Origin of the sequence: Paenibacillus sp. SAF-068, from assembly GCF_051967555.1 — a bacterium.
In the GTDB taxonomy this organism is placed as follows: domain Bacteria; phylum Bacillota; class Bacilli; order Paenibacillales; family Paenibacillaceae; genus Paenibacillus.
In genome coordinates this window covers 757,728-771,972 of sequence record NZ_JBQCJX010000003.1, presented here as the reverse complement: position 1 = coordinate 771,972, position 14,245 = coordinate 757,728, and the positions used below count along the sequence as shown (strand labels likewise).

14 protein-coding genes are annotated in these 14,245 nt (G+C 43.4%); all 14 read right to left on the bottom strand.

The genetic code is table 11. The annotated features are described in order from the left end of the window. Positions 1–187 precede the first annotated feature (187 nt). The 14 genes from secA to ACTHPG_RS20970 all read right to left on the bottom strand — a co-directional run bounded on the left by secA (position 188) and on the right by ACTHPG_RS20970 (position 14,235). Positions 188–2,692: a preprotein translocase subunit SecA gene (gene secA, locus ACTHPG_RS21035; RefSeq protein ID WP_440391360.1), complete on the bottom strand. Its 2,505-nt coding sequence runs from the start codon at positions 2,690–2,692 to the stop codon at positions 188–190. A gap of 792 nt (positions 2,693–3,484) precedes the next feature. Continuing rightward, entirely contained in the window at positions 3,485–4,048 is a 564-nt protein-coding gene (gene hpf / locus ACTHPG_RS21030; protein ID WP_124116500.1) for a ribosome hibernation-promoting factor, HPF/YfiA family, read from the bottom strand. A 431-nt stretch (positions 4,049–4,479) separates the two neighbouring features. After that, complete coding sequence (locus ACTHPG_RS21025; protein WP_024631599.1) at positions 4,480–4,677, bottom strand: cold shock domain-containing protein; 198 nt, start codon at positions 4,675–4,677, stop codon at positions 4,480–4,482. A 529-nt stretch (positions 4,678–5,206) separates the two neighbouring features. After that, the gene (locus ACTHPG_RS21020) at positions 5,207–5,542 is read right to left on the bottom strand and encodes a hypothetical protein (protein ID WP_440391359.1); all 336 of its coding nucleotides are present in this window, start codon (positions 5,540–5,542) and stop codon (positions 5,207–5,209) included. Further along, positions 5,535–5,927: a flagellar export chaperone FliS gene (fliS, locus tag ACTHPG_RS21015; protein ID WP_440391358.1), complete on the bottom strand. Its 393-nt coding sequence runs from the start codon at positions 5,925–5,927 to the stop codon at positions 5,535–5,537. The genes ACTHPG_RS21020 and fliS overlap by 8 nt, the downstream gene beginning before the upstream one ends. A 29-nt stretch (positions 5,928–5,956) precedes the next feature. Continuing rightward, positions 5,957–7,525: a flagellar filament capping protein FliD gene (fliD, locus tag ACTHPG_RS21010; RefSeq protein ID WP_440391357.1), complete on the bottom strand. Its 1,569-nt coding sequence runs from the start codon at positions 7,523–7,525 to the stop codon at positions 5,957–5,959. A 16-nt stretch (positions 7,526–7,541) separates the two neighbouring features. Continuing rightward, complete coding sequence (locus ACTHPG_RS21005) at positions 7,542–7,931, bottom strand: flagellar protein FlaG (RefSeq protein WP_253441274.1); 390 nt, start codon at positions 7,929–7,931, stop codon at positions 7,542–7,544. A gap of 130 nt (positions 7,932–8,061) precedes the next feature. Continuing rightward, a complete protein-coding gene (locus ACTHPG_RS21000) occupies positions 8,062–9,702 on the bottom strand; it encodes a flagellin N-terminal helical domain-containing protein (protein WP_440391356.1) in 1,641 nt (546 codons plus the stop codon). A 144-nt stretch (positions 9,703–9,846) separates the two neighbouring features. Continuing rightward, complete coding sequence (gene csrA, locus ACTHPG_RS20995) at positions 9,847–10,092, bottom strand: carbon storage regulator CsrA (protein ID WP_036612471.1); 246 nt, start codon at positions 10,090–10,092, stop codon at positions 9,847–9,849. Further along, the gene (locus ACTHPG_RS20990; RefSeq protein WP_440391355.1) at positions 10,093–10,521 is read right to left on the bottom strand and encodes a flagellar assembly protein FliW; all 429 of its coding nucleotides are present in this window, start codon (positions 10,519–10,521) and stop codon (positions 10,093–10,095) included. It abuts the gene before it with no gap. Positions 10,522–10,626: 105 nt separating this feature from the next. Further along, the gene (locus tag ACTHPG_RS20985) at positions 10,627–11,196 is read right to left on the bottom strand and encodes a DUF6470 family protein (protein ID WP_440391354.1); all 570 of its coding nucleotides are present in this window, start codon (positions 11,194–11,196) and stop codon (positions 10,627–10,629) included. Between the two features lie 17 nt (positions 11,197–11,213). Next, positions 11,214–12,134 (bottom strand): flagellar hook-associated protein FlgL, encoded by a 921-nt coding sequence (gene flgL / locus ACTHPG_RS20980; RefSeq protein WP_440391353.1) that lies wholly within the window; start codon positions 12,132–12,134, stop codon positions 11,214–11,216. A 24-nt stretch (positions 12,135–12,158) separates the two neighbouring features. Next, the gene (gene flgK, locus ACTHPG_RS20975; RefSeq protein WP_440391352.1) at positions 12,159–13,712 is read right to left on the bottom strand and encodes a flagellar hook-associated protein FlgK; all 1,554 of its coding nucleotides are present in this window, start codon (positions 13,710–13,712) and stop codon (positions 12,159–12,161) included. A gap of 19 nt (positions 13,713–13,731) precedes the next feature. Further along, the gene (locus ACTHPG_RS20970; protein ID WP_076333996.1) at positions 13,732–14,235 is read right to left on the bottom strand and encodes a flagellar protein FlgN; all 504 of its coding nucleotides are present in this window, start codon (positions 14,233–14,235) and stop codon (positions 13,732–13,734) included. Positions 14,236–14,245: the final 10 nt, after the last annotated feature.

Below are 14,245 nucleotides of genomic sequence, written 5' to 3'. Positions count from 1 at the left end.
CACTCCGATTACAGTAGCATCTTCCGATCGCTCTTATCCCCAGATTTTTTTGATCCCCTCTTACAAGGGGGAAAATCCGAGGATAAAGGCGAACGCTCCGCTTCTTCAGATTGCTTCTGCACTCTCCGTTATGGTGTAAAATCAAGGTTCAACTTATTACACTAAAGTTTATCTAAAAACCATTGTACTACTCTTGACCGTGGCAGTGTTTGAACTTCTTGCCACTACCGCATGGGCATGGATCGTTACGTCCGATTTGGTCGGAAACCTTCACTGGACGTTTCTCAGCAGGTTCACCGCTTGTCGAGATCTGACTTTCCTCCACAACCGCTTGACGCTCCTGATTGCTCTCGATCTGTGCTCTCATCACATAAGTCGCTACTTCTTCCTGAATCGAAGCGATCATCTGATGGAACATCTCGAAGCCTTCGAACTGGTACTCACGCAGTGGATCTGTACCGCCGTAGGCGCGAAGGTGGATACCTTGACGCAATTGATCCATTGCATCAATATGATCCATCCACTTGCTGTCTACTGCACGGAGCACAACCACTTTCTCGAACTCACGAACCATTTCTTCGCCAATTCGCTCTTCACGTGCATTGTACTTGTTCTGCACTTTCGTAAACAGATACTCGATAATCTCTTCTGCTTCTTTGCCCCACAGATCATCTTTCGTTACCGAACCATCATCCAGCAATTTGCTGTTCATGTAATCGGCAACTTCCTGCAACTCCCAGTTTTCCGGAATATCGTCACCACAATGTGCTTCAACGATACGTTCAATGGATGGTTTGATCATATCCATAACGATCTGTTTGATGTTTTCGGACTCCAGTACCTCGCGGCGCTGTTTATAGATAATTTCACGTTGTTGGTTCATGACATCATCATATTGAAGAACGACTTTACGCACGTCAAAGTTGTTACCTTCAACACGCTTCTGCGCCGATTCCACTGCACGGGTAATCATCCGGCTCTCGATCGGTTGATCTTCTTCAAAACCAAGGCGCTCCATCATGTTCAGTACATTGTCTGCACCGAAACGTCTCATCAATTCATCACCCAGTGACAGGTAGAATTGTGTTGAACCCGGGTCACCTTGACGTCCTGCACGTCCACGCAGCTGATTATCAATCCGGCGTGACTCGTGACGCTCTGTACCGATGATATGAAGGCCGCCTACTTCAGCTACACCTTCACCCAAGATAATATCCGTACCCCGTCCTGCCATGTTGGTAGCAATCGTTACTGCACCCGCTTGGCCAGCTCCTGAGATAATCTCTGCTTCTTCAGCGTGGTACTTGGCGTTCAGTACCTGGTGTCTTACACCACGGCGCTTAAGCATATCAGACAAGCGTTCAGAGTTCTCGATGGACACCGTACCTACCAGAACCGGTTGATTCTTGCTGTGGCGTTCCACGATTTCTTCCACAACCGCCTTGAACTTGCCATCGATGCTCTTGTACACGACATCTGCCATGTCATCCCGTTTGTTCGGACGGTTAGTTGGAATCTGCAATACTTCGAGACCGTAGATTTTTTTGAACTCTTCTTCCTCGGTTTTCGCTGTACCCGTCATACCCGCAAGTTTACGGTACATCCGGAAATAGTTCTGGAAGGTAATCGTAGCAAGCGTCATGCTCTCGTTTTGTACTTCAATGCCCTCTTTGGCTTCAATCGCCTGGTGTAATCCATCACTGTAACGACGTCCGGACATCAGACGACCTGTGAATTCATCGACGATCATAACTTCTTCATCACTGACCACATAATCTACGTCACGACGCATGATTACGTTGGCTTTCAACCCCTGTACGATGTGATGGTTGAGCGTAACGTTGGCATGGTCATACAAGTTCTCGATCCCAAATGCTTTCTCTGCTTTGGCCACGCCCGCCTCAGTCAACGCTACGGATTTCACCTTGATGTCTACCGTAAAGTCTTCTTCCGGCACCAAACGCTTCACAAAACGATCTGCTGCATAGTACATATCCGTTGACTTTTGAGCTTGTCCGGAGATAATGAGTGGCGTACGCGCCTCATCGACCAGGATGGAGTCCACTTCATCAATGATACAGAAGAACAATGGACGTTGGACCATTTGCTCTTTGTACAGAACCATGTTGTCACGCAGATAGTCAAAACCAAACTCGTTGTTCGTTCCGTACGTAATATCACATGCATATGCATGCTGTTTCAAAGCATGGTCCATACCGCTCAGGTTAACCCCTACCGTCATGCCCATGAATTCGTAGATTTGTCCCATTTCCTGGCTATCCCGCTGTGCCAGATAGTCATTGACCGTGACCACGTGAACACCTTTGGACATCAACGCGTTCAGATATACCGGGAGTGTTCCTACCAGCGTTTTACCTTCACCCGTTTTCATCTCGGAAATACGGCCTTCATGCAGAGCGATCCCGCCCAGCATCTGTACATCGTAGTGACGTTTGCCCAGTACACGGCGTGATGCCTCACGTACAGTTGCAAATGCCTCTGGAAGAAGCTCATCTGTTGTTTCTCCCTTTTCAATACGAGCACGGTATTCCTCCGTTTTACCTTTCAGTTGTTCATCAGACAACGCCTGAAATTGTGGTTCCAGTTTATTGATCACATCGACCGTCTTCATCAGACGTTTAACATCACGTTCATTCATGTCGCCGAAGATCTTTTTGACAAGTCCTAGCATGGTATACCCCTTTCGTGCAAAACAGAATAGACCCCCTGTTGCCGCCACGCGACACCATCGGATGGATGTTGCTCCACTTGCCCGGGGGTGACAAACATTATAAAAAGTAATATGGATGAATCAACTCCAGGCTTGCCAAGGGTTCCTCATGAAGCTGATTCGGTGTTCAAACGGATTCGGTTATTAAAAACTAGCCGAAGCCCGAGCCTTGCGAATCATGTTCATGGTGCTGTGCCTGTCATTGATTATGATTAGCGATCATTCGTTGACAATTCCTCATCAGGACAATGATTCTCTTTGCATAAATTGTAACAGTTTGTAAGGGTCGCCGCAACACGCCACGGCACACTTCTTTGAACTTCTGAGACATATCAAATGGAGTTTTAGTGCAAAAAATCATAGTCGTTAGCGGAAGCGTTCAATTGTCTGGTTTCATTTTACAAGGCAGACTGCCCTGTCAACGAATTTTGATGGTAAATCTGGATGATAATCTCAAAATTCAGTTCTCGAAATTAGGTGTACGAATAGTTTCGTAACCATTGGAATCCGGTGGTTACATTGTACCGATTATTGAATCTTCATACTATCTATTAGACGCAGCAGCATAGGGAATAGTTTCACCATTTTATTTCCAAACATCATTTCCCAGTCCCTCTACGCACAAAAGAGCCCCATCCCTTAAGGGATGGAAGCTCTTGTTAGGTCTAATCCAGGAAACTACAGTTCCCGTGTTCATTATTAAAGTTTAGATATTCTTATTCAATTCCCATCCGATGATCGTAAACGTTAAAATTAACCTTGTTCGATTAATCCGTACTTACCATCGTTCCGTTTGTAAACCACGCTAACTTCTTCACTGTCAATGTTGGAGAATACGAAGAAATTGTGACCAACCATGTTCATTTGGAGGATTGCCTCTTCCACGTCCATTGGTTTCAACATAAAGCGTTTCGTACGTACAACTTCCAAATCATCTTCATCCGTGTCCGCATCCAGTTCAGCTGTAGCTACAGTACCTGTTGGATCTTCAACGAAGAGTGTTTTCAGGCTGCCTTCCTGGCGGAACTTACGGTTAATTTTTGTTTTGTGTTTGCGGATCTGACGTTCCAGCTTGTCCACCACGGAGTCAATGGATGCGTACATATCGTCGCTCTCATCCTCAGCGCGGAGCACAATGCCTTTCAAAGGGATCGTCACCTCTACCGTATGCAAACCTCTCGTCGTGCTCAATGTAACAGCACCGTCAGAGTTAAGGGGTGCATCGAAATACTTCTCGAGTCTACTCAACTTTTTGTCGACATAATCCTTCAAAGCATCGGTAACCTCGATTTGCTGACCTCGAATACTTAAATTCATAGGGCACTCCTCCTTTTTCCTTTGCCACTTCATTATAACACGAATGTAAGCGCCATGTAAAAACTCCCGGTGACCGAATAATGACATCTGTTCAAGCCACATCTGCCAACATAGGCATAGCGCCATATTTCGCGATATTTCATCATATTCAGCCATAATCGTATATTTGCATGGAACGTCTTATTAGGCGCTTGATGATGTATTTAACCGTTTTTGAGCTTGCTCAATCTAATATGTAAAAGGAACTTCATCTATCTCTTGAATCTACTGCTTTAATCTATTAAACTCACAAAAATACTATTCCCGGAATGATCTAAATCTCGAATCTATTGAAACAAAAAAAGACCCCGGAACATACCGGAGTCTGATGCTAGCGATAATTCAATTTGGTAACCATCTAACCATATATGTAGGTCGGATTGTCCGGATGATTATAATTTGATTACGTTAGCTGCTTGCGGTCCACGCGCGCCTTCGACGATGTCGAATTCTACGGATTGACCTTCTTCCAAAGTTTTGAATCCTTCGGATTGAATTGCGGAGAAATGTACGAATACGTCGCCGCCATCTTCAGTCTCAATGAAACCGTAACCTTTTTCTGCGTTGAACCATTTTACTTTACCTTGCATGCACTAACATTCCCTTCGTCATCAAATGAAGTGAAGCTTTCGGCCTTAACCTCTGCCCACAATTCAGATAATACCATCCAAAGTTATCCATTGTCAATTGGTAAAGTAAATGTTTTCTTGGAATTTTTTGTAGATTAATTGGGGATTGTGTTGAATGGTGGGATATCTTGAATATAACAGGTAATTGGCGGGTTGGTAAGTCTATTTTAGAGAGATATGTTAGAGAAGAAACTATAGTGCAGATAACGAGCGAATGACAAAATGCATGAGTCTTAAATAACTGACAAATTCACTTTTACAGCTAATTATGATATAGGAATATCTTCGTAAAAACATAAAATTGTTCTGTACAACAGAGTGATCAATGGCTAAAACATACGAACTCTCTCTACTTAAAATGTTATCAAATATATTAATATGTTTGATAACATTCTACTTTACACAATTTTTAATTTCATAAAAAAAATGAGCCGCAGCGTCGAAAACAAAACAGGGGAAATCTTAAAAGATCTCCCCTTTTCTTTATATGTTATTTTCTTCTATCCATAAGCATACTATCAGGCGCATAGGCAGTCTCATATACATTCCGCTGCATTTTTGCTTGATTTCGTTTATGCAGCCAATCTTGTGCCTCAACCCGAAGGGCGTTCATACGATTAAGTAGTGTTTTATCATAGGCCAAAATCCGATGAACTTCCCCTTTTTGTTTTACATCCAGAGGGCAAATCTCACTCTCTTTAATTATAGCATCCACAATGTGTTGGCGATCTTCTATGAAGGACTCCAGTTCCTCATATGAGATCTCCTCAATCCGTTCAATGACTTCCAGAGTCATTATTGACAATTGCTCAATAAGCTTATCCATGAGCACTTTCAGTCTGAGAAGAGGCAAGTTTGGAAGCCTGCACCCAAGTTTCCCGCAAATCCGTCAAGTATCCAATGGCCTCTTCTGCTTTTTCTGGACTTTTACGAATATTAGCCTCAATTAGAAGATAGTTCGTATACTCATAGAGAGCGAACAAGTTTTTGGATACATCGAATGACTGGTCCAGCGTAGACATAAGTTCACTAATAATCGTCTGAGCTTTACCCAGATTCAAATTTGCTTTCTCAATATCCTGGTTATTCAGGCCCTCAAGTCCAACTTTTACAAATCGGATTGCTCCATCATACAGCATAATAACCAATTGAGCTGGCGTTGATGTCTGAACGGAAGATTGACGATATTTTTCATAAGGAGATTTAATCAATTAGGTCACCCTCTATTATAAAATTTCTCTTAGCTCGTGGTAGAGAATAGACTGGACGACTGTGAACTGAGTTTGTTCATTGCTGTTTCCATCGCAGTGAACTGTTTATAATAACGAGTTTCTGTGTTTTCCAAAATGGTAAGCATATTCGTAATTCGACTATTATACTCCTTGAGTTTCCTACCCATAGCACTTTCTTCTTTGTAACTCACTGTGAGGTCAGCTGAGAATTTACTGGTTCCGACACGTGTCACGAGGCTATCCAACGAACCAGATATTTTGTCTGCCAACTTGTCAAAAATACCATTATTCGCCTCACTGCCGGTACCTTGGAACAGATCGACTGCTTTTTGAGGATTCTCAGTCAATGCTTTTTTCAAGACGACTTCATCCAGAACAATTTTGCCTCCTGAGTTGTAGGATCCCATTGTAATCCCCATCTCAGATAAAGCGACGACTTGACCCGATATAATTCCTCTCATGTTAGAAAGAGCCGATCTTAAAATGTCATCATTCTTCAATAAACCACTCTTTGCTTTGTCAGTCCAATTGGTAATATCCGTATCTTTCATTGCCGTCTTTTGTTCGTCAGTCAACGGCTTGAAGTCACGATATTTATTTTCGTCCAGCTTGGTATTAAGCAGTGTGATCAAAGAATTGTAATCTTCAACAAAACTTTTGATGGTCTGCAAAGCTGTTTCAGTATCACTTGATGTTGTAATCGTAACTGGAGTGTCACCTGTTGTTGGAATCAATTCGGGATCAGCTTGAGTTACTGTTGTTTTTTCAAGTGTCAGTTGGACACCATTAATTGTAATCGTATTACTTGCGCTCTCAAACTTCTTATCATTTACAAATAAGAAGGCATTTTTCCCTTCAACAGTCTGCTTGATAAGGTCGGTGGTAGTGCCTTTAGGATTAAAGAGATTTAACACGGTATTATTGGTGTTAGCATCCGGATCAATTTCTACTTTCCCATCTTTACCGCTTGTTTTGGAGTTAATAATTAGTTTACCTGAGATTTCATCGTATTTTGCTGTAACGTTTGCTTTTGAATTTCCGTTGATGGTAGCAATCATCGTGGAGATAGAATTTCCTCCTGTAAAAGAAAAACTTTCCCCATTTATCGTTAACTTATATTCTTTTTCTGATAATTGTTTGCGATCAGCATCTGTCATATTGGCGACGCCTGTAGGATCCATCTGTAACATTTCCAAGTCAGCTAGAGTCTTCGTGCCAGCTACAGGTTTGTCCAACCCGTTAGTCGCGACTGTCTTTTTGGTAGCTACTTGAGTAATACTGACTTTCATATCAATTCCGTTAGCGTTTGCCGAAGCGTCCGCTTTTAGAGCGTCGGTGTTTCCACTCACAACAGCTTTTTGTGTATTTAATGCTGCACTTTTACCATATTTATCAATGAGTTTGTTCGTCCGAAAGTCTACGAGTTTGCTGTTAATTTCTCTATAACTATCACGTTTCCATTCAAGGATCTGCTTTTCCTGATTCAGTTTATCCAGTGGAATTCGTTTTGCAACCATCATACTTTTAACCATGCTATCGACGTCCATACCGGAGAAGCCGTTAATACGTGTAACCATTCAATCCCTCCTATAATTATATTTTCTCGTCTACCAATATCCCTGCAATCTCCATCATCTTGGCAACCAAGTCCAGCGTTTTCTCTGGTGGAATCTCACGAATAAGTTCCCCCGTATCTTTATTCATCACTTTCACCATGATGTCATGGGTCTTCTCATGTACACTAATTTCGAGCGTAGTCTCGGGGCCTTGCAAAGATTGCACCGCACGTTCAATCGTTTTAATCAGTTGCTCATCTGCAACCGAAATTTTGGCACCTTGGCTTTCTCTCGTGCTCAGGTCTTTATAATTTTTAATAGCTGACGCTGAAGATATTGATTCACTTGCACTTTGAACAGGAGCTACTTCTGGTCGGGGCTGTCCGTTAGCTGCGCCGGATGCCGAGAAGGAAAACTGTACATTCATGTGCTCTATCCTCCAAGAACGCTTGATTTATTATATATATCGGTCATTAGTCTTCGTTATTTTAGGGAATTCCTAGCAAAACAAAAAAAAGCCCCGGAATACTCCGGAGCTTTCGGTATTGAAGTGAATCTTAACGAAGCAATTGCAGAACGCCTTGTGGTTGTTGGTTAGCTTGAGCCAACATTGCTTGTGCAGCTTGTGCAAGGATGTTGTTCTTCGTTTGTTCCATCATTTCTTTAGCCATGTCAACGTCACGTACACGGGACTCAGCTGCAGTCAGGTTCTCGGAAGATGTGTTCAAGTTGTTGATTGTGTGTTCCAGACGGTTTTGAACCGCACCCAATTTAGCGCGCTCGCTGGAAACGGAGCTGATTGCTTTGTCCAAAGAAGTGATTGCGTTAGAAGCGCCAGCTGTAGTAGAGATATCTACACCAGAAATACCAAGTGCAGTAGAGCGCATGTCATTTACACCGAATGTGATGCTTTGACCTTTGTTTGCACCGATTTGGAATGTAACGCCACCATTGCTAGAAGCATCCGTTTGAGCTGCAGAAAGACCCAGATCTTTAATTACTGTGCTTCCAGTCAGATCTTCGAGTTTAATCGGACCACTCTCACTGATAATCTCAAAACGTCCGTCTTCCAATGCGTTTACTTTGACATCCTTAATGAAACCAAAGTCGCCGTCTGCTGTTGCGCCAGCTGCATCGTTAGCTTTTTCAATTGCATCATTAATCGCTGTCTCCAACGCTGTAGCTGCATCTGCCATAGTCGTTGTACCATTTTCAATATCCGCTGCTCCCGTTTCTGCTTGAAGCTTAGTATCTCCAATTGTGAAGTTGAACTTGGAGGCTGCTGTCACAGTTGTTCCATTGTATACACTTGTTCCTTTATTAGTAGCCGCCGCGCCGTCTGTTCCCAAAAATTTACCAGCAATCGAAGTAGTAGCTGAAGCTGTTTGAATTTGGGAATTAACACCTGTAGAGCCGCTTTCCAAAACAAGTTTATCTCCACTTACATAACCAGAAATATGAGCAACATTTGCTCCGGATTTATCAATAGCTTCGTTAATTTTGCTTACAATTAGGTCAGCAGCAGCTTTCATGGAAGTTGAAGTAGCTCCGCTTCCTGTACCTGCTGTGATAGTGTTTTGCTCTTCTGTAGATAGATTTTGCCAGTCAACTGTAATGTCAGTGCCATCAATTTTAATTTTTTCACTAACAAAGTCAGGAGTAGCAACCAGAGCCGTAGCACCATTCATTACAGCGGTTCCCGTAGCTACAGCAGCTGTTTGCTTACCAATTACAGTACCTGTAGTCGAATCCAATCCTACAGTTGCTCCGGAAGTTTTCAAAGCACCGTTCAACAATTTCTTCGTATTGAACTCTGTAGTATCGCCGATACGGTCGATTTCGGATTTCAATTGTTTAACTTCGTCTTGCAATGCTTTACGATCTTCTTCAGTGTTCGTACCGTTAGCGGATTGAACGGAAAGTTCACGTACACGTTGCAGGATGGAGTGAGTTTCGCTCAATGCGCCCTCAGCTGTTTGGATCAAAGAGATACCATCTTGCGCATTTTTGGAAGCCATATCCAAACCGCGGATTTGACCGCGCATTTTTTCGGAGATTGCCAAGCCTGCAGCATCGTCACCAGCACGGTTGATACGAAGACCTGAAGACAATTTCTCGATGTTTTTGCTAGTTGCAGCAGAGTTAGTGGACAGTTGGCGGTGAGTGTTCAACGCCGTAATATTATGGTTGATAATCATTTGATATTTCCTCCCTGAAGATAAATTAGTTCCACATCCTTGTGGTAAACGCCGCGACATTAAGGTCGGCCGCCCTGCCGAAGCAGCGTCTAAATTATATATCGACGGAAGGTATGCAACTGTTTATAGCAAATTGGAATATTTTTAATCTTTTTTGATATCTGTATTTCGTAGGCGTTCCATAAAAGCTTCAATATTGGCTGCCAGCGGCGTGGCAGACTCCCGATTGGCCTCTTGAATGGATGCATATATTTCCTGCCTGAATATATCAATATGCTTGGGTGCGGAGATTCCAATACGTACTGTATCTCCCTCTACAGCGAGTACAGTCACCTCAATCTGATCCTGAATGATAATAGACTCACCTTTTTTACGTGATAGTACCAGCATTTACACTCCACCTTTCACTGATTTGGCATCGTCTTCTGCCCAGATCAGATGACGTGTATCGTAAGAAGACTGATGGAGCACGACTTGTTTACCTAAAAGTCGCTCGGGATTAAGAACTACGGGTGCTAGCAGATTCATTGTTGATTTATTCGCCAGTGAATGAATCGTAACCATAGAGTATACAGACACTTGCTCCACAATCTCCAATTCTTCCTTATCTACCTCTCCCAATTCAAAACTATAATCCGGTACAAAAGTAAACGGACTTACCAAGAGGAATGCCAGTCCCGGCTCTCTTGTCGATTGCAAATAACTGAAAGGTGTATCTTCCCAAGGAACCAATGCGAACTCGGTTTCCTCTTCAAATCCGGGTAAACCTTTAGGAAATTGATATACATCTTCCGTTTTGACCTCTAATGATCCCCACATGCTTGTCTGAATATGAATAATAAACGCCTCCCTGGCGAAAGTTTTATGCAAAAAGAGCCATAGATGTCTACGATCAAGACCGTCTATAGCTCTACTTTATAATAACTAGAATCCTATATCTATGGCAGGTGGTGTGTACTGAATCGATGCATACTGCTTCACATAGATATCAAGCTTGCCCCGATTATACTCAATCTCCGGTCTATTCACAATGACATTCATTTCCGAAACAGCTGGAGTAAAGTTGATATCCGGCGCCTGAGTATACACACGAGTCTCCACATTCCCAGAAGAAGCGGGTGTCCGCGTTTCCGGAAACGGCCTCGCCTGCCAGTCTGAGCCAATAATACTCGCAATGGTATTTCCAGGCTTATGAATTGCAGCCAATTCATTGCCCTGCTGAACTCGTTCAGCCATATTTTGCAAAAAGATCTGTTGAATGCCTGAATAGATCCGTGCATTCATATCAATCATATTGCCGCCTGTGTAAGCAGAGAATGCTTTGCTCTGATCCACACTCAGTCTCATCGGATGACTCTCTACCGTTAGCTTGGCAGGTCTGGTATTCAACTGCACCTCAGCTTTGGGTTGACGAATGGTGAACTGTCCTGGATCAGCATCAATACTTAATAGTGTCGGCGTTGTCCTAATCTGAAGAACGGGAAGAGTACTCAAACGTTAACTCCTCCTTTTTATCTTAAGAAGTCCACCAAAGATGGAGAGATAATTTTGGCACCTGCAGACAAGGAAGCGTTATAGATGTTTTCCTGAATCTTGGATTGCATCGCCAGTTCCGCATAATCCGCATCCTCGACTTTGGATTGCAGATCTGTCAGGTTAATGCCGAGATCATCCAAACGACCCATCATCAGATCCACCCGGTTCGTCTTGGCACCAATCTCAGAACGGATTGCAAGCATCTTGTCCGTACGGCTATCAATATGATCCAACTGATTGGATAACTCTTTTTGATTCCCTTCTGTGAGAGCTTTCATGATGTTGTTCACGATGTTGAACAAGTTATCTTCTTCCGTCTCTGTTCCAAACACTTCATTACCACTCACGTTAATAGGCAATTGAACACTTTCACCTACGATGAAGTTAATCTTCCCTTTATCCGTCACAATAGAAGTAGCATTCGTTGTATCTAATGTACCGTCTGGATTAGACGGGAAATCATAAGGCTTAATATCATATGTCTCGCCATTAAAAATATATTTCCCGTTAAGCTTACTGTTCGAGATATCAATCAGCTGTTCTTTCAACTGTTTGACCTCTTCATTAATACTATCCAGCGCGGACTGGGGATTGGTCCCTGTCGAAGCTTGTACCGTCAACTCTCGCAGACGCTGTACGGCGTTACCCGCTTGATTCATAACCGTATCATTAAACTCAAGCCAGGATATAGCACTGTCTACGTTTTTCTGATACTGATCATTCGATGAAAGTTCTGCACGATAACGAAGGGAGTATGTGATCCCTACCGGATCATCCGAAGGTTTGTTAATTTTACGGCCTGTTGCCAGTTGGGTCTGGGTGTTGTTCATCTGCTGTGCATTCCGGTTCAAGTTCAAAAGCAACTGTGAACTAAGCATGTTATTCGTTATTCTCATGGTCTGTTATGTCACTCCCCTCTATTATCTGCCTACTGTTCCAGTAGAGTTGATCAACTTATCAAGCAATTCATCATATGTGGTCATAAATCGAGCAGAAGCGTTATAGGCATGCTGGAACTTGATCATATTGGACATCTCTTCATCCAAAGATACGCCACTCACGGATTGGCGACGAGTATCCACTTGCTCTACAAGGAACTCCGAGTTGGATGTCTGACGAGCCGCTTCCTGGGATTGTACCCCCAGTTGTCCCACAATGGCACTGAATTGTGCACCGATCGTTGCATTCCGTAAACCGTCTGCTGATTTCATCGGTGTATCTTTCAGATTCGCAAGCAAGATGGCAAGTGTATTATTACCTTTGATAACAGTCTCTGTACCAGAAGCATCCGATGTACGGAGTGAGGTCGCAATCTTATTCGGATCAGCCAAGATCTCTGCGTTCAATGAGATATTGCCAGCTGTAATGGCTGTTCCACCACCCGCTGCTGTAAAGAATGGGACTCCTCCAGAATTAGTTCCATCCATGCTGTATCCAAGTTGGTGCAATCCGTTCAGACCTTTGACCGTAACCTTCAAGTCTGTAGCGAGTGTACGTGCTGCACCTGTGTATGTAACCCCATCCAGTACAGTATTATCTGGCAATACCGAGCCAGCAGGAAGAGTAATCTCAATATCTCCGTTAGCAAGGGTATTCGCCAAGTCATCCATTTGTTTCTGGTAATCACTTACCAAGGTGTCTCTGGACTTAATCATGCCATGAACTTCACCATTGGTGAGTGTACCCGCAGTATATGCATCATTCAGAAAAGCAGGATCTACCGCGACTTGTACTGCCCCGCCTGTAACCAGTGCCTGTCCATTCATCTGGATCTGGTATCCTTGCTGTGAATCAGTAACAGTAATATTCATGATTTTGGACAGCTTATCCGTCATTAGATCGCGTTGGTCACGCAAATCGTTGGCATTGTCGCCAAGTGATTCAATTTTCACAATGGCACTATTGAGGTTTGCAATGTTACCCAAGTAACCCTGAATCTCATTACTTTTCACAGCGATGTTACTATCCAAATCCTGACTAAGCGCATCCAATTGACGGCTAATCTGATTCATAGCATCCGTAAGAGCGAGTGTGGTTTCCTTAACAATCCGGCGTGCCGTAACGTCCTCAGGGTTTTTGCTCAGATCTGACCATGATTTATAAAAATTATCCATTACGGTCCGGAATCCGGTGTCCGATGGCTCGTTCACAATGGCTTCAAGTTTCTCAAGTGTATCTCGTTGAATGGACCAACTCCCGAAGTTGGTGTTTTCATTGCGATATTGGTCATCCAAGAATTTCTCGCGCACACGGGTAATGGAGTCGAACTCTACCCCTGTACCAAGCTGTCCTGGTGTTGTGCTATGCAGAAATGCAAATGGCTCCATTGGAATGGATGCCTGCATGTTTACCTTTTGACGAGAATAGCCTTCCGTGTTGGCATTGGCTACGTTATGGCCTGTTGTGCTAAGAGCTGTCGTCTGTGTGAACAAACTGCGTTTAGCCGTTTCGATTGAATGAAATGTAGATGTCACCTGGTTTCCCCCTAATTAATCAGGCACGCGTGTCAAACAGACCGATTCGCCCTGGATTGCCGTTCTTATCAGCAGGATGCTGATATGTGGCATCCTGTTCTGGCCGAGAAGCAAAGATGTCCATTGAAAGATCAATAAACATCAACGATTGCTCGATCAGCTTTTGATTCAGTTGATTGATTTCCTTTAACTCCTGCAATGTTCCCGCCAGCTTCTTCTGGACTTCGAGCAATCGCTGTTTGTCAGCCGGATCAAATATCAGTTTGGAGATCTCTGTAATATTCAGGTTCAGCATGGACTTGATTCCACGCTCCTGAAGCAATTCGTGAACTGCACTCTGTCGTTCGATCTCCAATGGCTCCTGTTGTTTCATGAAACGGGATTCTTTGTTCAGAACGGCAATGAGTTCATCCACATCGTTTTTGACAATGACCTGTCTCTTGACCTCGCTGAGTGCCAGCATATCGCGGTGACTTTGTTCCATTTGCTGCAAAACTGCAATTAATCTGTCCAGTGCTGCCATTACGTGATCA

Coding starts and splice junctions, on each gene's coding strand:
- ACTHPG_RS21020 (WP_440391359.1), bottom strand. CDS start 5,542: ATGGATAAGCTTATTGAGCAATTGTCAATAATGACTCTGGAAGTCATT.
- hpf (WP_124116500.1), bottom strand. CDS start 4,048: ATGAATTTAAGTATTCGAGGTCAGCAAATCGAGGTTACCGATGCTTTG.
- ACTHPG_RS21005 (WP_253441274.1), bottom strand. CDS start 7,931: ATGAATGTACAGTTTTCCTTCTCGGCATCCGGCGCAGCTAACGGACAG.
- flgL (WP_440391353.1), bottom strand. CDS start 12,134: ATGAGAATAACGAATAACATGCTTAGTTCACAGTTGCTTTTGAACTTG.
- ACTHPG_RS20970 (WP_076333996.1), bottom strand. CDS start 14,235: ATGGCAGCACTGGACAGATTAATTGCAGTTTTGCAGCAAATGGAACAA.
- ACTHPG_RS20990 (WP_440391355.1), bottom strand. CDS start 10,521: ATGTGGGGATCATTAGAGGTCAAAACGGAAGATGTATATCAATTTCCT.
- ACTHPG_RS21000 (WP_440391356.1), bottom strand. CDS start 9,702: ATGATTATCAACCATAATATTACGGCGTTGAACACTCACCGCCAACTG.
- fliD (WP_440391357.1), bottom strand. CDS start 7,525: ATGGTTACACGTATTAACGGCTTCTCCGGTATGGACGTCGATAGCATG.
- csrA (WP_036612471.1), bottom strand. CDS start 10,092: ATGCTGGTACTATCACGTAAAAAAGGTGAGTCTATTATCATTCAGGAT.
- secA (WP_440391360.1), bottom strand. CDS start 2,692: ATGCTAGGACTTGTCAAAAAGATCTTCGGCGACATGAATGAACGTGAT.
- ACTHPG_RS21025 (WP_024631599.1), bottom strand. CDS start 4,677: ATGCAAGGTAAAGTAAAATGGTTCAACGCAGAAAAAGGTTACGGTTTC.